This window comes from Rhodopila globiformis, from assembly GCF_002937115.1.
GTDB classification, from domain to species: domain Bacteria; phylum Pseudomonadota; class Alphaproteobacteria; order Acetobacterales; family Acetobacteraceae; genus Rhodopila; species Rhodopila globiformis.
In genome coordinates this window covers 97,606-115,858 of record NZ_NHRY01000260.1, presented here as the reverse complement: position 1 = coordinate 115,858, position 18,253 = coordinate 97,606, and the positions used below count along the sequence as shown (strand labels likewise).

Here is an 18,253-nt window from a genome sequence, read left to right as displayed (position 1 = left end):
GATGACTGGCCGTTTTCTGGTGACCGGCGGGGCCGGGTATGTCGGCAGCCATCTGGTGGCCGCGCTGGTGGACCAGGGCGCCTCGGTGACCGTGATGGACAATTTCCGCACCGGCCACCGCGCCGCGGTGCCGCCGCAGGCCAGGCTGGTGGCGGCCGATCTGGCGGATGTGGAACAGATTGACGCGGTGCTGGCCGAGGGCGGCTGGCAGGCGGTGTTCCATTTCGCCGCGCTGTCGCAGGTGGGCGAGAGCATGCGCATGCCGATGCGCTACCTGCTGGACAACGCCGCCAACGGCATGCGGCTGATCGATTCCTGCATCCGCCATGGCGTGATGCGCTTCGTGCTGTCCTCCACCGCCGCGCTGTTCAACGAGCCCGGCGAGGCGCCGATTCCCGAGGACGGGCGGATCGACCCGCAATCGGCCTATGGCGACAGCAAGTGGATGATCGAGCGGGCGTTGCACTGGGCGGGTCAGGTGCATGGGATGCGCTATGCCTGCCTGCGCTACTTCAACGCTGCGGGCGCTGATCCGGCCGGGCGGCTGGGCGAGGACCACCGGCCGGAATCGCACCTGATCCCGCTGGTGATCGACGCCGCGCTGGACCGCCGCCCGGCGCTGGAGGTGTATGGCGACGACTACCCGACCCCCGATGGCACGTGCATCCGCGACTACATCCACGTCTCCGACCTGGCGACGGCGCACCTGCTGGCGCTGGAGCATCTGGACCGCGGCTCGGTTGTGTGGAACCTGGGCAACGGCGCCGGCCACTCGGTGCGGCAGGTGATCGCCGCGGTGGAGCGGGTCAGCGGCCTGACGGTGCCGCACCGGATCGCGCCGCGCCGGCCGGGCGATGCCGCGGTGCTGGTGGCCTCGTCCCGGCGGGCGCAGGAGGCGGGCTGGAAGCCGGTGCATGCCGCGCTGGACGAGATCGTCAGCACGGCGTTCGCTTGGCGAAAAGCCCACCCGAGCGGCTATGGCGACTGACCGGGCGGCCGTTCTGTCCGTGCCGGCCGCGGCGGCGATGCTGCTGTGGCCGGCACTGTGGAACGGCTACCCGATCGTGTTCGCCGACACCGGCACCTACCTCTCGCAGGCCATTCACCGCTACGCCGGCTGGGATCGGCCGGTCTTCTACAGTTTGTTCATGCTGCCGCTGCACGCGACGGTGACGACCTGGCCGGTAATTGTCGTCCAGGCGCTGCTGGCGGCGTGGGTCCTGCGGCTGGCCTGCCGCGCCCTTGCGCCGGGGTTGTCCGAGACGGTGTTCCTGGCGCTGGTGGCGGCCGTGTCTCTGGGAACCTGGCTGCCGTGGCTGGCCTGCACGCTGATGCCCGACGTGTTTACGCCGCTGCTGGTCCTGGCGCTGTGCCTGCTGGCCCTGGTGCCCGAGCGGTTGCGCCGGTGGGAGCGGGTGACCCTGGCCGGACTGGCGTCGTTCATGATCGCCTGCCAGTTGTCGAGCCTGCCGCTGGCGGCCACGCTGGCCGGTTTGCTGCTGGTCCTGAGGCGGGTGGTGCCGCCGTGGCGGCCCGTCACCACCGCCGGGCGGAATCCTGGCCATCCGCCCCCCACCGTTGAAGCGCGGATGGCCGGGCGGCGGATCTGGCACCTGACTCTGTTGCCCGTCGGCCTGGCGATCCTTGCCCTTTGCGCAGTGAACCTCGCCGCGCACGGACGCTTCGCCATAGCGCCGTTCGGCAATGTCTTCCTGCTTGCCCGCGTTCTGTATGACGGGCCGGGCCTTGCAGTCCTGCGACGCGATTGCCCGGCAGCGGGTTGGCGATTGTGCGGGTTCCTCGACCGGATGCCGCCAACATCCGACGATTTTCTTTGGGAGCCGGATAGCCCCCTGTATCTGGCCGGCGGCCCGAAAGCGGTCTCGCGGGAGGCCGGCGCCATCATTGCGGCCACTATCGCCGCCGATGCGGCCGGCGTGGCGCGGGCGGCGCTGGCGAACACGCTGGCGCAACTGGCCCGGTTCGCCAGCGGCGACGGCCTGGGACCCTGGCCGATCCAGGTCACGCCCTGGATCGCGCGCGATTTTCCGCCGGCCGAGCGTGCCGCCTATGCCACCGCGCGGCAGCAGCGCGGGCGACTGGCCGTCCCGCCGGTGCTGGCGAAGGTCCACCGCGCCGCCGCCCTGGCCGGCGTCGCCGCCTGCCTCCTGCTGCTGCCCGTGGCGCTACGCCGCCGCGCGGCCTGTGCCGGCTTCCTGGCTGCTGTGCTGTCCGTGCTGCCCGTCGGCGCCGCAATCACCGGCGCCCTGTCCGGCCCGCATGACCGCTACCAGGCCCGGGTCATGTGGCTGCCGCCGTTTGTTGCCGCCGTCTCCCTTCTGTCGCTGCGCCGCCCGCCATGAGGCGCAACGCCCTGTGGTCGGGCCTGGAGGCGCTGGTCGCCGCCACCCTGTCTTTCATCGCATCATTCGTCGTGGCGCGCCTGATCGGCCCGGCGGAACTGGGCATCGGTGCCGCGGCGACCGCGGTACACGTGGTGTTCTGGGTGGCGGTCAACGGGCTGTTCGCCGACGCCCTGGTGCAGCGGCTGGCGGTCAATGACCGGATGCTCTCCAGCGCCTTCTGGGCCTCGCTGTCGGTCGGCTTTGTGGCGATGCTGCTGCAGGCGGCGAGCGGCTGGGGCCTCGCGCGGCTGCTGCATGACGGGCGGCTGGTGCCGATGACGCTGGTGCTGGCGGCGGCGCTGCCGCTGGTCGGCGCCGGTGGGGTCGTCCAGGGCATGCTGACCCGCGAGCGCGCCTATGCCCGCCTGGCGCTGCGCACCATCCTCGGCCAGGGTGTGGGCACCGCCGTCGGGGTCTCGGCCGCGCTGGCCGGCGCGGGGGCCTGGGCGCTGGTGGTGCAGCAGGCGGTCACCTCGGCTTGCGGCGCGCTGGTGCTGCTGGGCAGCCGCGGCTGGCTTCCGGCGCTCTGCTTCGAGGGCGCGACGGTGCGGTCGCTGCTGGCGGTGGGGATGCCGCTGACGGCCTCCACCCTGGTGCTGATCGCGCGCTACCGGCTGTTCGCCGTGCTGATTGGCGGCAGCGCAGGGGCGGCGGTGCTGGGGCAGGTGCACCTGGCGTTCCGCCTGGTCGATACGGTGCGCGAGCTGGTGTTCTCCGCGCTGTGGCGGCTGATGCTGCCGGCTTTGGCCGAGCACCAGACGGCGCAGCCGAAGCTGCTGGCGCAGGTGGACCACTGGGTGCGGTTTTCCGCTGCCCTCGTGCTGCCGCTTTGCCTGTTGCTGGCCCTGGGCCTGGAGCGCGGGGTCGGGCTGCTGATGGGACCCGGCTGGGGAGCGGCCGGGCAGGCGGCCCTGCCGCTGGTGGGACTGATGGCGCTGTCCACGCTGATGTTTCCCGGTGGGGTCGCCCTGGTCGCGCTCGGCCAGGTGCGCTTCACCCTGTATGCCAACCTCGCCGCGATGGTGGCCGCCTGCCTGGGGGTGGTGGTGCTGCGGCCCGGCGATTCCTGGCAGGCGGTGATGATCTGGACCGTCGGCCAGGTTCTGGTCAGCCCCTATGCGCTGTGGGCGAACGCGCAGGCGCTGGGCGTCGGCCTGCTGCGGCCGCTGACCGGCGGTTTCCGCATCCGCGCGACGGCGTTGTGACACCGGCCTGCATGGGAAGCGGCCGTTCCCTCACCGTCATGGCCCGGCTTGTCTGCATCGGCGCTAACTTCAGGGGGAACAGGGCAGGGTCGTCGCGCTATCGTCATGGCCGGGCGTGTCACCATGCGTATCAGGATAAGACGACGGCCGGAGAACGATTTGGCGCCGCGGCCGTTCTCTCACCGTCATGGCTGGGCGTGTCCCGGCCATCTGCGCTTCAACGGTGGGGGGGTGGATGGCCGGGACACGCCCGGCCATGACGATAGGGCAAGGACCCGGCCCTGTCCCTCCAAGTCAGCGCCGATGCGACTTCTCCGGGCCATGACGGGATGGGCCACGGCCGCGTCATTCCCGGGCAGGAGACCTCGCCAGAAATCGCCGCGTCATCTACGGCACCAGCACGCCCGGATTGAGAATCGCCGCCGGGTCGAGCACCGCCTTCGCCGCCTCCAGCGCCTTGCCGAACAGGGCAGGGCGCTGCTGCCGGTACCACGGCATGTGGTCACGGCCGACCGCGTGGTGGTGCGTGATCGTCCCGCCGGCGGCGATCAGCGCGTCCGACGCGCGGGTCTTGATGTGCCGCCATTGCTGCAGCAGCTGGCCCGGCGTGCCGCGGACGTTGAACGTGTAGTACGGCGCCGGGCCGTCGGGATAGACATGGGTGAACCGGGTCGAGACCGTTCCCTCGCGCCCCGTCGCCTCCTTCAGCGCCGCCGCGGTCGCCGAGCGCACGGCGGTGTGGAAGGCCTCGAACCGGTCCCAGGTCACCGCGCTCTCGAACGTGTCGTTGATCACGCCCAGCGGCACCGTCAGTTCGCGCGCATAAGGCATGCGGATGAACGCAGTGCGCCAGCGCAGCACCGCGCCGTCATCGGCATGCCGCCGGCCGCCGAGGTCCTGGATCAGCTCGACCGCCCGCCCCATCCAGGCGTCCACCGGATGGTCGCTGGACTCGAAGCCCAGGATCAGCAGCGATTCCTCGTAGTTGTTGACGCCGTAGATGCCGGCCTCGTCGTTGTCGATGACGCGCAGGTTCGACGGGTAGAGCCCGGCCTGGCCGACGGCGCGCACCGCGCGGGCCGCGGCGAACAGGTCGGGGAAGCCGAACGCGGCGCCGGCGCGGAAGCGTGGCTGGTGCTGCAGCCGCATCCAGGCCTCGGTAATGACTCCGAGCGCGCCTTCCGAGCCGATGATCATGCGGTCGGGACTTGGCCCGGCGCCCGACCCGGGCAGGCGGCGCGATTCGATCACCCCGGCCGGGGTGACAGTCCTCACGCTTTCGACGAAATCGTCGATGTGGGTGTACAGCGTGGCGAAGTGCCCGCCCGAGCGGGTGGCGATCCAGCCGCCCAGGGTGGAGAACTCGAAGCTCTGCGGATAGTGCCGGATCGCCATGCCGTGCGGTTTCAGCGCCGCCTCGATCGCCGGGCCGAGGATGCCGGCCTGGATGCGCGCGGCGCGGCTGGTCGCGTCCACCTCCAGCACCCGGTCCAGGCGGCGCAGGTCGAGGCTGACGACGCCGGCATAGCGGTCGCCGACGGCAGGCTCGACCCCGCCGACGACCGAGGAGCCGCAGCCGAACGGGATAACGGCGACACGTGCCGAGCCTGCCCAGTCCAGCACGGCGGTGACGTCGGCTTCGTTCGCCGGCACGGCGACAAGGTCCGGCGCGTTGGCAAAGTCGCGGTCGAAGGCGCGCACCGTCTCGGGGAATGACTTGCCATAGGTGTGCAGCAGCCGTTCGTACGGGCCGTCCTGTAGCACCGGGGCCAGGGAGGCGGGCAGGCTCAGTCGTGGGGCGCGCAGGGTGATGTCCGCCGTCCGCGGCGGCGCGACCTCACGAGGCTCGACGCCGAGGCGACTGCTGATGAAGCCGAACAACCGCGCCCGCTCGGCTTCGTCCAGGCCGGTGTTCTCAATGCCCCAACCGTAGAATTTCAGGCGGCCATCCATGACATGATCTCCTTCGGATCAGATTCCAAACGGCTTGGCTTCCAGCGGTCGGCCTTCGTTCAGTCATAGTGTTTCAACGCTGGCCATGACACCGGCGGCAGCCTGTGCCGGTTGCGGCACACCAGCAGCAGCTTCCCGGTTTCGTCCGGCATCGCATAGGCGGCGTTCGTGATACCCACGGGCGAACAGCTATCGAATTTGCCAATCGGCACGCGGTCCGGCCGCGCCAGCAGCAGCACCACGCTGCCGTCGTACCGCCCCGGACCCCAGAGAAAGTAATTGTTGTGCGCGCTGATCACCGGCACCGTGCCGGCGTCGAGCACCTCCACCGCCGCCGCTTCGCCATAGTTGCCGGCAAAGAAGACGGCCTGGGCCCGCTCCTGCGCCGGCAGGGCGGCATAGGCCTGCGCCACCTTCGCCGCCAGTGCGTGCCAGCCGAACATGTCGGCATAGTATTGCGGCAGCGTGCCCAGCGCGCGATTCTCGCCGGTCGAGGGTTCCAGCCCGAGCGCATGCTGATAGGCGATGAAGCGTTCGACCGGCAGCACGGGCAGGAACAGCGGCGCCAGGCCGACGCCGCCGACGATCACCGTCCCAACGACGGCGGCGCGAAGCGGGCGCGGCCGGAGCCATGCCTCCAGCGCGACGGCGCCCGCGGCCATCAACATCGGATAGCAGGCCGCGGGATAATATGGCTTGGCGTGGATCATCAGCATCATGGCCATCAACGCGACCCAGCCGAGCGCGATCCACCGCAATCCGGCAAAGGCTCGCTGTGTCAGCAGCGCGATGAGCCCGGCGGCCCAGACGGGCGCGGTCACCGGATTCAAGGACAACACCTGCTCACGCAGAAACGCCGGCGGCGACAGGACGATGTTCTTGCCGGCCATCGCATTGGCGCCAAGCTCAAGAAACGGGAAGCCGTGCGCGGCCTGCCAGGCCAGGTTCGGCGCCGCGATTGCCAGCGCGAGCAGCGCCGCGAGCCAAGGCCCGTGTGTCCCCAGAACGCGCCGCTGCGGCATGGCAAGAATGCCGAGCCCGAGTGACGCAACCTGGAACAGCACCATGTACTTGGTCAGGAATGCCAGGCCGGCCAGTGCGCCGACGCCCCACCACCACCCGTTCCGGCCACTCAACGCCGGCATCAGCGCCAGGGTCAATGCGGTCCAGAGCAGCGGCTGGAGTGTGTCGGTCACCAGCAGCACGCTGAAGACCTGAAGCACACCGGCGGCCATGACGCACAGCCCGGCCAGCCAACGGGCATAGAGGCCACCGCCGAGCTCACCGGCCGCCCGCACGGTCAGCGCCACCGTCGCCGCGCCGGCGAGCGCGGGCACAACACGCAGGCCGCGCAGGCTGCCGGTGAAGATGTGCCAGGACGAAGCCGCGATCAGCGGCATCAGTGGCGGTTGGTCGACATAACCCCAGTCCGGCCGCCAGCCACAGGCGATGAAATACAACTCATCGCGGAACACGCCGTAGTGTCCGTTGCACCAGATATGCAGACCCAGTTGCGCCGCCGCCAGCACCAAAGCGGGGTATCGGACAGGAAGGGCAAGCAGGTTTGGAATAGCGATGTCTCCGCGATCCGACGACCTCATGCGCAGGCGTGCCGCGACAGCGCGACGCCAGGCCGGCCTGGCTGCGGCAGGCATCGGTGACGCTGCCGCGAGGCGGGTGTCTGATCACGCATTGAACCGTGGCAAGGCCTGAGCCACGGACGATAGCCCGACCCGGCGCGCGAAGCGAGGCTTCATCATTTTGACTCAATATCGTTCTGATGCCGATCGACGATGCCGGGTCGCTGCATTTTGCGCTCAGCCGATGGCGCCGCTGCTGCGTTGAAACGCCATGACCCAGCAGCCGTCCGTAGCCAGCGTGCCCGATCCCCCGCGCGAACTGGAGCTGAAGCTCGTGGTCCCTGCCGAATGCACCGCCGCCCTGGTGGCCGCGGTCGCAGCACGCGCCGGCGGCGAGACCCCGCCGCCTCGCCACGAGCTCACCAGCTATTTCGACACGCCTGACGAAGCAATTGCCCGGTCCGGGCTGAGCCTGCGCGTCCGCTGCGCCGATGGCCGCCATATCCAGACCGTGAAGGCAGGCCGAAGCAACGGCGCCGCCGCGGACCGGGACGAGTTCGAGTGGCCGATGGAAGCCAGCGAACCGGACCTGGGACTGCTGGCCGGCACCAGGCTGGCGGATCGGCTGCCGCCGGGACTGGCGGTGAAGCCGGTCGTCAGCACCGATATCCGCCGAACGATCCATACCGTGCGGCTGGATGCCGGCACCGTCGTCGAAGCGGCGCTCGACGAGGGCGTGATCAAGGCGGGGAAAGCGAGCACACCGGTTCATGAACTGGAACTGGAGCTGAAGCAGGGGACCCCCGCCGCACTGTTTCGCTGGGCGCTGGCGCTGCATGCGGCCGTTCCGTTCACCATCGAAAGCGAGAGCAAGGCCGCGCGCGGCTACCGGCTGAGGCACAACCAGAAGCCGGCGGTGCGGAAAGCATGGGACATCGTCCTGCCGCGGACCATCCGCGCGGCCGAGGCGTTCCGGCGGATCGTCGGCGCCGGGCTTGGGCATTTGCTGGCCAACCAGCAGGCGGCGCTGTCCGGCGATGCCGAAGGCGTGCACCAGATGCGCGTCGCCATCCGCCGCCTGCGCGCCGCCCTGGCGCTGTTCGCGCCGTGCCTGGAGCCCTACGCCGCCGCCCGGTTCCAGGCGGAACTGCGCCGTGTCGGCCAGGTGTTCGGCCAGGCGCGCGACTGGGACGTGTTCTGCCTGCAGGTGCTGCCCGAGGCGATGCGCGACCCGGACACGGCAGGCTGGTGCGACCTGCTGCAGCCGCCTGCCCATGCCGAACGGCAGGCCGCGCACCGGCAGTTCGCCGCGCACGTGACGGCGCCGGCGTTCACCGCCCTGGCGCTTGGCATGGCGGCCTGGGTGGAACAGGACGCTGTGCCGGGCAATGCCGCGCTGCACAAGTTGATGGTGGATCTGGCGCCCCGCCTGCTCGACCGGATGGCGCGCAAGGTGCACCGGCGGGGCCGCCGCCTGCCGCATGCCTCGGATGCCGATCGGCATGCGCTGCGCAAGTCGCTGAAGAAGCTGCGGTATGGGGTCGACTACCTGCGCTCGCTCTACCCGGATGAGGCGGTGGATGCCTATCTGCAGCGCTGCAAGAAGCTGCAGAAGCTGCTGGGCGAGATGAATGATGCCGTGACCGCCCCCGGACTGGCGGATCGCCTGGGCAACGGGTCGCGGCCCGACCTGGTGCCGGCCGTCGGGGCGTTGACGCAGCAGCTCGGCCGCCGGCACGACGCGGCCCTGGACCGGCTCGCCAGGCGCTGGAAACGCTTCCGTGGCCAGGCGCCCTTCTGGGCATAGGCGTGGATGGTGGGCCGGCGTCCCATAGGCGTTGAAATAGGGGTTGCGGGCACGGCCATTTCTACAATGTCATGGTAGGCGAAGGCCCCATTGGCGTTAAAATAGCGTGGCGGCGGCACGATGCTTGCCATTCCGTCATGACCCGGCTTGTCCGGGCCACCTGTCGCGGCACAGTGCTGGAATAGGTGGCCCGGACAAGCCGGGCCATGACGAGGAGGCAACAGCCAGCCCCATTTTTAACGCCAATGGGGCGAAGGCCCACCATCCACGCCTATGCCGATAGCGGCACCGCAAGGCGTGGATGCCGGGCCTGCGCCCGGCATGACGATCGGGGACGGCCGCCCTTTGGCCGTCGTCAGCGCCTGTGCGTCTGAGCCAGGCCGTGGCTTGGCTCTATCCGCGCGTCGCGCGAACCGCGGCTTCGATCTGGCGCGCCAGCGTGTCGGCCGAGACCGGCTTGCGCAGCAACGTGAACACGCTCTCATCCGCCGGCGCCGCCTGTTCCGTGGCATAGCCGGTCACCAGGAAGCACGGCATCCTGGGCCGCAGCGCCCGCGCGCGCTGGATCGTCTCGATGCCGTTGATCCCGGGCATCGCCAGGTCGCTGATCAGGACGTCGACGGTCTCGCCGGACTCCAGCAGGGCGACTGCCTCGTTGCCGCTGCTGGCCACCAACGTGGCGAAGCCGACCGCTTCGAGCTGGGCCGCCAGCACTTCGCGCACGAAATCGTCATCATCGACGATCAGGACCCGGGCGGGGATCAGGCTGTGCTGGCCGTCCAGGTCCGTGCCGGCCTGCACCTGCGCTTCCTCGGCCGCCTGGGGCAGCCACAGGCTGACGGTGGTGCCGGCGCCCGGGGTGCTGGATATCGTGAACGCGCCGCCACATTGCTCCACGAACCCCTTCGCCATGGCGAGGCTCAGGCCGATGGCCTGGCCGGGCTGCTTGGTGGAAAAGAATGGCTCGGCCATGCGCGCCAGCGTCGTTGCATTCATGCCGACGCCGGTGTCGGCGACGGCGATGCGCACGTAGTCGCCGGGCGGGACATCGGCCGGGAAGGGGCCGCCACGCACGACATGCACCGGTTCGGCCGACAGCGTCAGCGTGCCGCCCTGCGGCATGGCTTCCCGCGCATTGGTGCCGAGATTGACCAGCACCGTCTCGATCTGCGCCCGATCGGCCAGCACCATCGGCACGTCGGGCGCGATCGCGGTCTGCACCGTGATCGCGCTGCCGAAGCTGCCGGTCAGCAGTTCGCGCAGGTTGCCGAGCAGGCTGGTGACCGGAATCGCTTCGGTGTGCATCTCGCCCTGGCGGGCGAACGAGAGCAGGCGCTCGGTGATCGCGGCGCCGCGGGCGGCGGCGTCGATCGAGATCTGGGCGAACCGGCGCGCCCGGTCGTGATCCTCCGGCCGCCGCGCCGCCATGGTCGCGGCACCGGACACGGCCTGCAGGATGTTGTTGAAATCGTGCGCAATTCCGGCGGCGAGCTGGCTGAGCGCCTGCATCTTCTTGGCCTGCGCCAGGCTTTCGGCCATGGCCCGCCGCTCGGTCACGTCGTGGCCCTCGGCGATGATCCATTCGACCCGGCCGCCTGCCGCGTCGCGCACCGGCTTCAGCGAGTAGTCGATCCAGATGCTGCGCCCGTTGGTTCCGTGTAGTTCGGCCTCGCGGCGGACCGGGCTGCCGGCGGCGGCCGCGGCAACCTCCTCCGGCAGGCGCTCGCGTTCCGAGCGCGGCCACCCGCCGACGGTCCAGAACTTGTGGCCGACCACCTCGTGGCGCGCGAGCCCGCCGGTTTCCAGGGCGGTGCGGTTGACCTCCAGCGTGGTGCCGTCCGGCGCCAGCAGGCTGATGAGCTGGAACTGCGAGTCGAAGATGGCGCGAAAGCGCATTTCCGCTTCGGCCACGGCGGCGGTGCGTTCGGCGACCTGCCGTTCCAGGTCGTCCCGCCGCGCCGTCAGGTCCTCGCGGGCGGCGACCAGGTCGGTGACGTCCTGGTGCGCGCTGATCACCCGCCGCGCCTTGCCGCCATTGGCGGCGAACGAGACGGCGCGCATGGCGATCCAGCGTTGGCCGCCGTCGTCGCGGCGGATACGGAACTCCGAGGCGACGCTGTCCGTGTGTTCGGCAACCGCGCGCATTTCGGTTGCGACACGGTCGCGGTCGCCGGGGTGGATCAGGTCCAGCCAGGCGGCCTGGGTAATGGCGTCCTGTTGCGGCGGCAGGCCGTAGAGCCGCCGGAATTCCTCCGAGCACAGCGCGCGCGGTTCCGACGTCGTCCAGTCGGCGCTGGCGATGCCGCCGACTTGCTGCGCCAGGCGCAGCCGGGCCTCGTTCTCGCGCAGGGCGGTTTCGGCGCGGGCCTGCGGCGTGACGTCGGTGACGTTCTCCATGATCAACGGCACCTGCCCGTTCGCGCCCGGACGCAGCAGCTTGCGGGCCTGGACGATCAGGTCGGTGCCATCCCTGGTTTTCTGGCGCAGCTCGCCGCTCCATTCCTGGTCGCGACGCAGCCGGCCCTCGATTTCGGCTTGCGGGATCGGGAAGACGGTCTGCAGCAGTGCATGCGCCGGGCGCCCGACGGCCTCGGTGGCGGTCCAGCCATAGAGCCGATGGCAACCTTCCGACCAGAAGCGGACGATGCCGTCGAAGTCGCGCAGCATGACGGCGGCAAGATCCATCATCGCAAGCAGGCGCTGGCGCTCGGCGGTTTCGCGCCGGGCGGATCGTGCCGCGCGCAGCGCCATGGCCAGTGCGAAGCCGCCGAGCAGCAGGCCGCCGGCGGCGGTCGCCGACAGGCCGATGAAGACCACGACGGTGCGACGATACAGATCAGCCTGCGCGTCCCGGCGCTGCCGCAGCAATTGTTGTTCTTCAGCAACTACGTCGTCCACGGTATGACGAATGCCATTCCGGAGCTTCGCAGCGTCACCTGCCTGGATCATGTCGGCAGCATCACGGACGTTGCCGCTGTCCGCCGCCGCGTTGGCCCGATTGGTGATCGTCAGCAGGCCGTGCACCTGATCCTGCAGGGTGTGCAGCCGGTCCTGCTGGTGCGGGTTGTCAAGCGTCAGCTGTTGCAACTGGGAAAGGCCGCGGCGTGCCCGGTCAACGCCGCGGTTATAGGAAGCAAGCGCGGCCTGGTCGCGCGTCAGCAGGTAGTGTTGCTGGCTGGACTCGAGGTTCTGGATGCCCAGCAGAAAGTCACCGATGGTGCCGATCACTTCGTAGGTGTGCTCCACCGAGCTGGCGGCCGACAGCCGCTCCCGCATGTAGGGCAGGCCGATGATGAAGGTCGTCACAGCGATAACGGCGATCAGCAGCAGCGCGCAGATCGCGCTGAACAACCATCCGTCGTCTCTCCAATTTAACGATGCTGCCACACCGTGTTCGAGGGTTGAGGTGGACGACGATGGTGTCATGTCGATCAAAGCCTCTTCGCGGCAACTTGGCAGGCAACGCCGTGCGGATTATCAGCGAAAGATCCGGCTCCGCGAACCTGTGCTGCGGGCGGATACACGTGGCGCGAAGCAGTAACACACTGGCAAAAAGTTTCAATTCAAACAGGTAGCCGGCGGAGAATGAAAGAGTGGCCCGCCATGTGTTTCCAGCATACCACAGGAACGTGCGGAACCATGACGCCAATTATGTTGCGGGAGGGATCATCCTGTTGCGGGCAGGCGCGCGGAGCCTGATGCACGCCGTCCGCTGCTGCGGAATGGGGCACGTGGTGGAAACAGGGCAGCGGAACGGAAAGGTCCGGTGAACAGGCGCATTTGCCGGTTTCCCGCAAGAACGGGCACCGATGCCGGACGATCCTCTGCGGTCAGTTCGAAGCACGCGGATGGATGGCCGGGGCTATGCGACAGCGCTCTGCACGATCAGGCGGGCAGGCTGGGAAGGAGTCAGGCAAGGAGCAGCGCGACGAAGTGCCATACCGACAGAAAAGCCGCGGCAGACATAATGAGCACGAGCGGCAGCTCCCACCGGTTGTCGGTCATCGATCGATCCTCTTGCCTCATCTTCTTCCAACGCACGAACACAGATCAGCATCGGCGGATGCGCAGTATGGCGGAACGATCAATTGACGACTGGGTGAAGTGGCGGGCGGAACGCCGCCGGGCAGTCCGGGCGCAGGCGGCGGTTGCAGGGCACCAGCTGCAACCGCCGCCGCGGTTCGAAGCCCGCGGGCTACCGGCGTTGCGGGTGCTCCTGCTGGCCGGCGGTGGAACGATCGAGGAATGGACGAAGGCCTTCCTGCGCCGCACGCATGGTCACCTGCATGATACGGGCGTTCTGGTCCATCCAGCGCTGCATCGAATTCACGACCAGCCGCTGCTGCTGCTCGGCCGTCTGCCGCAGGATTTCACGGGACAGCCGCGTTCCGGCGAGCGCCGTCTGGTTCACCCAGTCGAGCCAGGCAGCCTGCATGTCGGTGATTGCGCCGACCGCGAACCTGGGCAGAGCGATCAGTTCCTGCGGGTCCAGGGCCACGGTCCGCATCATGTGGACGTAGTTTTCGGTTGCCTCGCGCATGCCGGCGTTGACGCTCCGGGCTTCGCCGGCGGCCGCTTCGACGGCCCGGAGGGCGTTGCGCTGCGGCAGCCTGGAGGCACGCGACTCTGTTTCTTCCTGGTTACGAGACTCCGGCCTCGCGGAGGCTTGCGGTTCGGTGTCCTGGCGTTCCTCGGCAGGCTTCGCCTGCTTCGGCTCGGCCTGGTTCCGGTGAACGGGCTCGGCGTTGGCGGTCTGGGCGTGGGCGGACTCGGCCTGTTCGCGCTCCTGGCGGGCCTTTACCCGGCGCTGCTCCAGTTCATCCTGCCTGGCTTGTTCGGCGCCGGCGATGCCGGCTTCGATCTTGCCGGCGAGGTTTTGTGCCTGTTCCTCGGTCAGCGCCTGCTGCACCGCCGGCAGCAGCTCGCGGTTCTCATCGCGGGCGTGCTGGCGGAAGGCTTTCTGCAGATCCTTCAGCCGTTCGGGGAAGGCTTCGTCGTTCTTCGGCAATGCTTCCAGCTCGGCAAGTTTCGCGCGAAGCTCCTTGTTGTCCTTGATCGCGTCGGCAACGAGTTCCTTGGTTTCCGCGTTCCGGCGCAGGACCGGGTACAGGTGCTGCTCTTCCAGGCTGGCATGCAGCTCCAGCTCGGTCTTCAGCTCGGCGAACAGCTTTTCCCTGGTCTTGATGGCGCCGTCCGAGGTTTCGGACAGCCTGACGAACAGCTCGTTCGCCTTCGTGGGGCCGGCCTGCATCAATGTTCGAAGATTCATCCTGTCTCCTCTGTGCCTGCCGCGCCGGGGCAGGCGATTGTCAGTTGGAAGGCAAGCGCGCCCGACTGCTTCGGGCGAAGGAACATCCGACGTCTGCCAGATGCCGCGGAGCGAGCGATCAGGCCAGCGCGCGGCAACGACCGCGGCCCTGAGGACGCATGGTCATTGGCAGGTGAAGGACGGCCAGACGGCGTTCAAACGGACCCCGGGCGCGCGGGCGATCTGGCTCCGCATCGCGCGCCTGCGTCATGGTGTCCGCCGCTCGTTTCCGAGGACACGGCACGCCTAGCACGGGCCGCGCAGCCTGCAAACCCCTGGCGCGCATGTCCGGGGGATTTTTTCCTTTGTCTCTCCAAAGGAATTTTCATGACGCAGCCGGGCCGGATGTTCAGTCCGCGGCGGCCTGGTCGGGATCGTGGCAGCCGATTGCCATGGAATCGTATCGATCCGCAAGGCGTATGAAGGCGGCGCGCACCTCGGCGGATGGCTCGATGCTGGCCAGGGCCCGCAGGTCCGGCACGATCTCGGCGAGTTCAGCCGGTGTGACGTATGACATGGGACACTCCACGGATGCTTGACAATGAACGCTTATATAGGGGCCGCCGGGGGATTTCTGCGACCCGGGTCACACCGCCGCTTTCACGGGATGGTGGCGGAGGGTTGCCGCCGGGGTTCTGGACCACCCGGCGGAAATCCCCGACCATGCCGCCGCACCGCACGGTCACGGGAGGGGAAACATGCAAATCGGCATTCTGCAGTTCTTCGGCTGGCGCGACCGGTCGGTGCCGCTCAATTCGGTTTACGAAACGGCGATGGAGCGCTTTGCCATCATGGACCAGGCCGGATACGATGCCGTCTGGCTGGCCGAACATCATTTTTCCAGCTTCTCGGTCTGCCCGTCGGTGCACATGATGGGCACCATGGCCGCCGCCCGCACCAGACGGCTGCGCATCGGCACGGCGGTCTCGCTGGCGCCGTTCTACAATCCGCTCCGGCTGGCCGAGGAGGTGGCGCTGCTGGACGTCCTGTCGGGCGGCCGGGTCAACTGGGGCGCCGGACGTGGTTTCGAGCGCAGCGAATTCGCCGCCTTCGGCATTCCGGGCGAGGAAAGCGCCGCACGCTTCCACGAGACGGTGGAGATCGTCCTGAAGGCGTGGACCAGCCAACGGGTTTCGCACCAGGGCCGGTTCTTTCATTACGACGGCGTGGAGGTGCTGCCCAAGCCGCTGCAGACGCCGCATCCGCCGGTCTGGCTGGCGGCGTCGTCGATTCCGGCGATCGAGTGGGCGGCGGGGCAGGGGCACTCGATCCTGATGGACCCGCATTCCTCCCGCGCTGACCTGATCCGGAAGCGCCGGCATTATGGGGCGAAACTGGCCGAGGCCGGCTACAGCGACGCCGGCCGCACCATTCCGATGGCGCGGCTGGTCGCCGTCGATGACACCGACGAGAAGGCGCACGCCGTGGCGCACCGCGTGGCGGAATGGACGATCGCGTCCTATGTCGGCCCGCAGCACAGCGGCAACGTCCGGCAGGAGGAGAGGACATTCGGCGGCAGGGACCCGGTGGCGTTCTATCTGGATGAGGTGATGATCCACGGCACCCCGGAGCGCGTGGCCGACCAGATCCAGTCGTTTGCCGAGGCGATCGGCATGACCTACCTGATGGCGGCGCCGATGAGCGGACGCTCGTTCCGGCTGCTTACCGACAAGGTGCTGCCGCGGCTGAGGGCGTAAAGCGGCGCCGTGCGGATCAGGATTCCCCCAGCTGCCCGGCCTGCGGCGTGGAGCGTACGTAAAGGTCGCGCTTGGGATAGGGAATCCGGATGCCCTGCTGCTGGAACAGCCGCCAGATCTCGTAAAGAACCTGGCTTTTCACGTTGTGCACGCCGTTCTGCGCGTCGGTGATCCAGAATCGTAGTTCAAGCTCGATCGCGCTCTCGCCGAAGGCCATGATCAGCACAGCCGGCGCCGGCGACGCCAGGATGCGCGGCGGCGCCGCGGCCGCCTCCAGCGCCAGGGCGATCACCTGGTCCAGGTCGGAATCATGCGGCACGCGCATCGGGACTTTCAGCCGAACCCGGTCGTTGTTGTGGGACCAGTTGATCACCTGGTGCGTGATGATGTCTTCGTTGGGAATGAGATATTCCGTCCCGTCGCGGGTCTCCACCGCGACGTAGCGTGCGCCGAGCGAGGCCACCCAGCCATAGGTCCCGCCGACCTCGATGACGTCGCCCGGCTTGATGGAGCGGTCGAGCAGCAGGACGATTCCGCTGAACAGGTTCGACACCGTCCGCTGCAGGCCGAGGCCGATGCCCACGCCAAGCGCGCCGGTGAACAGCGCGAAGCTGGACAGGTCCACGCCGATGCTGGTCAGCGACAGCACCACCGCCAGGGTAATCAGCGTCGCCTTCAGCAGCTTGCCCAGCAGCACCCGCGCGCGGGGAGTGATCTCGGCGACGTGGGTGATGCGGCGCTCGAACAGCTTGGACGCCACCGTCGCCACCCACAGCAGCGTGGTCAGCGAAACGACCCCCTTGACGATGGTCAGCAGCGAAACCCGGAGTCCGCCGACGACGATGGCGGTGCCGTCGAGCAACGCAAGCGTGGGGCCCAAAAGGTGCAGGATGTTGAGCGCCGCAACGATCCAGGCCAGCACGGCGATCATCCGGGCAAGCACCGCATTGGGAACGATATCGGCCGCCAGGCGGATCACCAGCCATGCGATCAGCAGGTTCATGGCGATCCGCGCAACCGTGTCGGGCCAGCCGGTGCGCGCGGCGACCGTGACGGCGATCCATAGTCCGATCACCCAGGCGGTGGGCGTGATCAGCGGCACCACCCGCTGGATCAGCCACGGCCGATGCAGCAGGCTGTCGAGATGATGATGGTCCGGCAGCCGGTTGATCCACGCGACGGCCCAATGCTGCACCGGACGGCACAGCAGCCAGGCGACGCCGCCAGTCATGATCAGTGCCGGAACCTGGATGAGATTCGCGAACTGCAAGGCGTCGCCGAACAGCCAGTGGATCACCCACTGGAACTGTTCGGACGAAACGGATGACGGCATGATAGCGTCCATCGACTTCCCCCCCCCGCTCGCCGTTTCATCATTCAGGCCAGCCGCCTGCCATGATAATAACGCACCGGACGGGCTTCAGGGCAAAATCCCGATGGACTCAGGTCGTTCCCAACGAAAAGCTACCGTCCCGCGGCGGCGCCATCCAGGTAGCGGTCGGCGGGGTGCGTCTGCCGGAAGTTCGGCAGCATGGCCTGGCGCGCGGCGGTGAACTGCGTCCACTGGTTCTCGTCAGGCAGCGGTGGGATGGTAATCGTCTCCTTGCGATCGAAACCGACCAGGGCGGCATCGACTAGCTCGCCGACGTCCATCATGGCCGGAAAGGCATTCGGATCCATGCCGGACCGTTCCCAGATCTCGGTCCGGGTCGCCGCCGGCAGCACGGCCTGCACATAAATGCCGCTTGGCCCCAGTTCGGATTGCAGCGACTGGGAAAAGGTCAGCACGAACGCCTTCGTCGCCGGGTAGATCCCGGGCATCAGTTCGGGCGCGACGGCGAGCACCGACGTCAGGTTGATGATCGCGCCGCCGCCCTCCGCCAGGAAACGCGGCACCACCGCGCCGGTCAGGCGCATAAGGCTGGTGACGTTGAGGTCAACAAGCCGCTCCAGCGCATCCAGGTCAGGACTGGCGAACCCGCCGCCCACCGCCGCCCCGGCGTTGTTCACCAGGATGCCGATTTCCGCGTCCTGCCGCAGCCGCGTCTCCACACGGCCCAGGTCCCCGGCCCTGGTCAGATCGGCGGCGACCACGTCAACGGGAACGCGGTAATCGTCACGCAGCCGGGCGGCAAGAGTCTCCAGGCGCCCCTGGTCGCGCGCCACCAGCACAAGCCCGTGGCCACGCCGGGCGAAACGATCGGCGTACGTCGCGCCAATGCCGGTGGAGGCGCCGGTAATCAGGACGGTACGAAACGAAGATTGCATGATCAGTCTCTCCCTGAAAGTAAGCTTCGA

The 18,253-nt window shown here is 68.6% G+C and carries 12 protein-coding genes; 5 read left to right on the top strand and 7 right to left on the bottom strand.

Annotated features, from left to right (window positions below):
* The first annotated feature begins 1 nt into the window (after window position 1).
* Genes galE through CCS01_RS28135 form a run of 3 tightly spaced genes read left to right on the top strand, consistent with a single transcriptional unit; the run spans window position 2 to window position 3,610 of the window.
* On the top strand, window positions 2–988 hold the full coding sequence (gene galE / locus CCS01_RS28145; protein ID WP_170114676.1) for a UDP-glucose 4-epimerase GalE: 987 nt from the start codon (window positions 2–4) through the stop codon (window positions 986–988).
* Window positions 978–2,363, top strand: a complete 1,386-nt coding sequence (locus tag CCS01_RS28140; RefSeq protein ID WP_104522086.1) for a hypothetical protein — start codon at window positions 978–980, stop codon at window positions 2,361–2,363. Before galE ends, CCS01_RS28140 begins: the two co-directional genes overlap by 11 nt.
* The gene (locus CCS01_RS28135) at window positions 2,360–3,610 is read left to right on the top strand and encodes an oligosaccharide flippase family protein (protein ID WP_104522085.1); all 1,251 of its coding nucleotides are present in this window, start codon (window positions 2,360–2,362) and stop codon (window positions 3,608–3,610) included. Before CCS01_RS28140 ends, CCS01_RS28135 begins: the two co-directional genes overlap by 4 nt.
* Before the next feature lie 387 nt (window positions 3,611–3,997).
* Here the strand turns inward: CCS01_RS28135 and CCS01_RS28130 are convergent, their stop codons facing one another.
* A complete protein-coding gene (locus CCS01_RS28130; protein WP_104522084.1) occupies window positions 3,998–5,563 on the bottom strand; it encodes an FAD-binding oxidoreductase in 1,566 nt (521 codons plus the stop codon).
* A 59-nt stretch (window positions 5,564–5,622) separates the two neighbouring features.
* Window positions 5,623–7,164, bottom strand: a complete 1,542-nt coding sequence (locus tag CCS01_RS28125; protein WP_158258650.1) for an ArnT family glycosyltransferase — start codon at window positions 7,162–7,164, stop codon at window positions 5,623–5,625.
* A gap of 250 nt (window positions 7,165–7,414) precedes the next feature.
* Here CCS01_RS28125 and CCS01_RS28120 point away from each other — a divergent pair, with 250 nt between their 5' ends.
* Window positions 7,415–8,950: a CYTH and CHAD domain-containing protein gene (locus CCS01_RS28120; protein ID WP_104522082.1), complete on the top strand. Its 1,536-nt coding sequence runs from the start codon at window positions 7,415–7,417 to the stop codon at window positions 8,948–8,950.
* Window positions 8,951–9,343: 393 nt separating this feature from the next.
* On the opposite strand, the gene CCS01_RS28115 is transcribed toward CCS01_RS28120, so the two are convergent.
* The 3 genes from CCS01_RS28115 to CCS01_RS34015 all read right to left on the bottom strand — a co-directional run bounded on the left by CCS01_RS28115 (window position 9,344) and on the right by CCS01_RS34015 (window position 14,775).
* Window positions 9,344–12,301: a PAS domain S-box protein gene (locus CCS01_RS28115; protein ID WP_158258649.1), complete on the bottom strand. Its 2,958-nt coding sequence runs from the start codon at window positions 12,299–12,301 to the stop codon at window positions 9,344–9,346.
* An 844-nt stretch (window positions 12,302–13,145) separates the two neighbouring features.
* On the bottom strand, window positions 13,146–14,219 hold the full coding sequence (locus tag CCS01_RS28110; RefSeq protein WP_104522080.1) for a hemerythrin domain-containing protein: 1,074 nt from the start codon (window positions 14,217–14,219) through the stop codon (window positions 13,146–13,148).
* Window positions 14,220–14,607: 388 nt separating this feature from the next.
* Window positions 14,608–14,775 carry a hypothetical protein gene (locus tag CCS01_RS34015; RefSeq protein WP_158258648.1) on the bottom strand — a complete coding sequence of 56 codons (168 nt, stop codon included), beginning with the start codon at window positions 14,773–14,775 and terminating at the stop codon, window positions 14,608–14,610.
* A 181-nt stretch (window positions 14,776–14,956) separates the two neighbouring features.
* Between CCS01_RS34015 and CCS01_RS28105 the strand changes: the two genes are divergently transcribed.
* Window positions 14,957–15,955 (top strand): LLM class flavin-dependent oxidoreductase, encoded by a 999-nt coding sequence (locus CCS01_RS28105; RefSeq protein ID WP_104522079.1) that lies wholly within the window; start codon window positions 14,957–14,959, stop codon window positions 15,953–15,955.
* Window positions 15,956–15,971: 16 nt separating this feature from the next.
* Here the strand turns inward: CCS01_RS28105 and CCS01_RS28100 are convergent, their stop codons facing one another.
* Both CCS01_RS28100 and CCS01_RS28095 read right to left on the bottom strand, forming a co-directional pair.
* The gene (locus CCS01_RS28100) at window positions 15,972–17,288 is read right to left on the bottom strand and encodes a mechanosensitive ion channel family protein (protein WP_158258647.1); all 1,317 of its coding nucleotides are present in this window, start codon (window positions 17,286–17,288) and stop codon (window positions 15,972–15,974) included.
* A gap of 131 nt (window positions 17,289–17,419) precedes the next feature.
* Window positions 17,420–18,223 carry an SDR family NAD(P)-dependent oxidoreductase gene (locus tag CCS01_RS28095; protein ID WP_104522077.1) on the bottom strand — a complete coding sequence of 268 codons (804 nt, stop codon included), beginning with the start codon at window positions 18,221–18,223 and terminating at the stop codon, window positions 17,420–17,422.
* Window positions 18,224–18,253 lie beyond the last annotated feature (30 nt).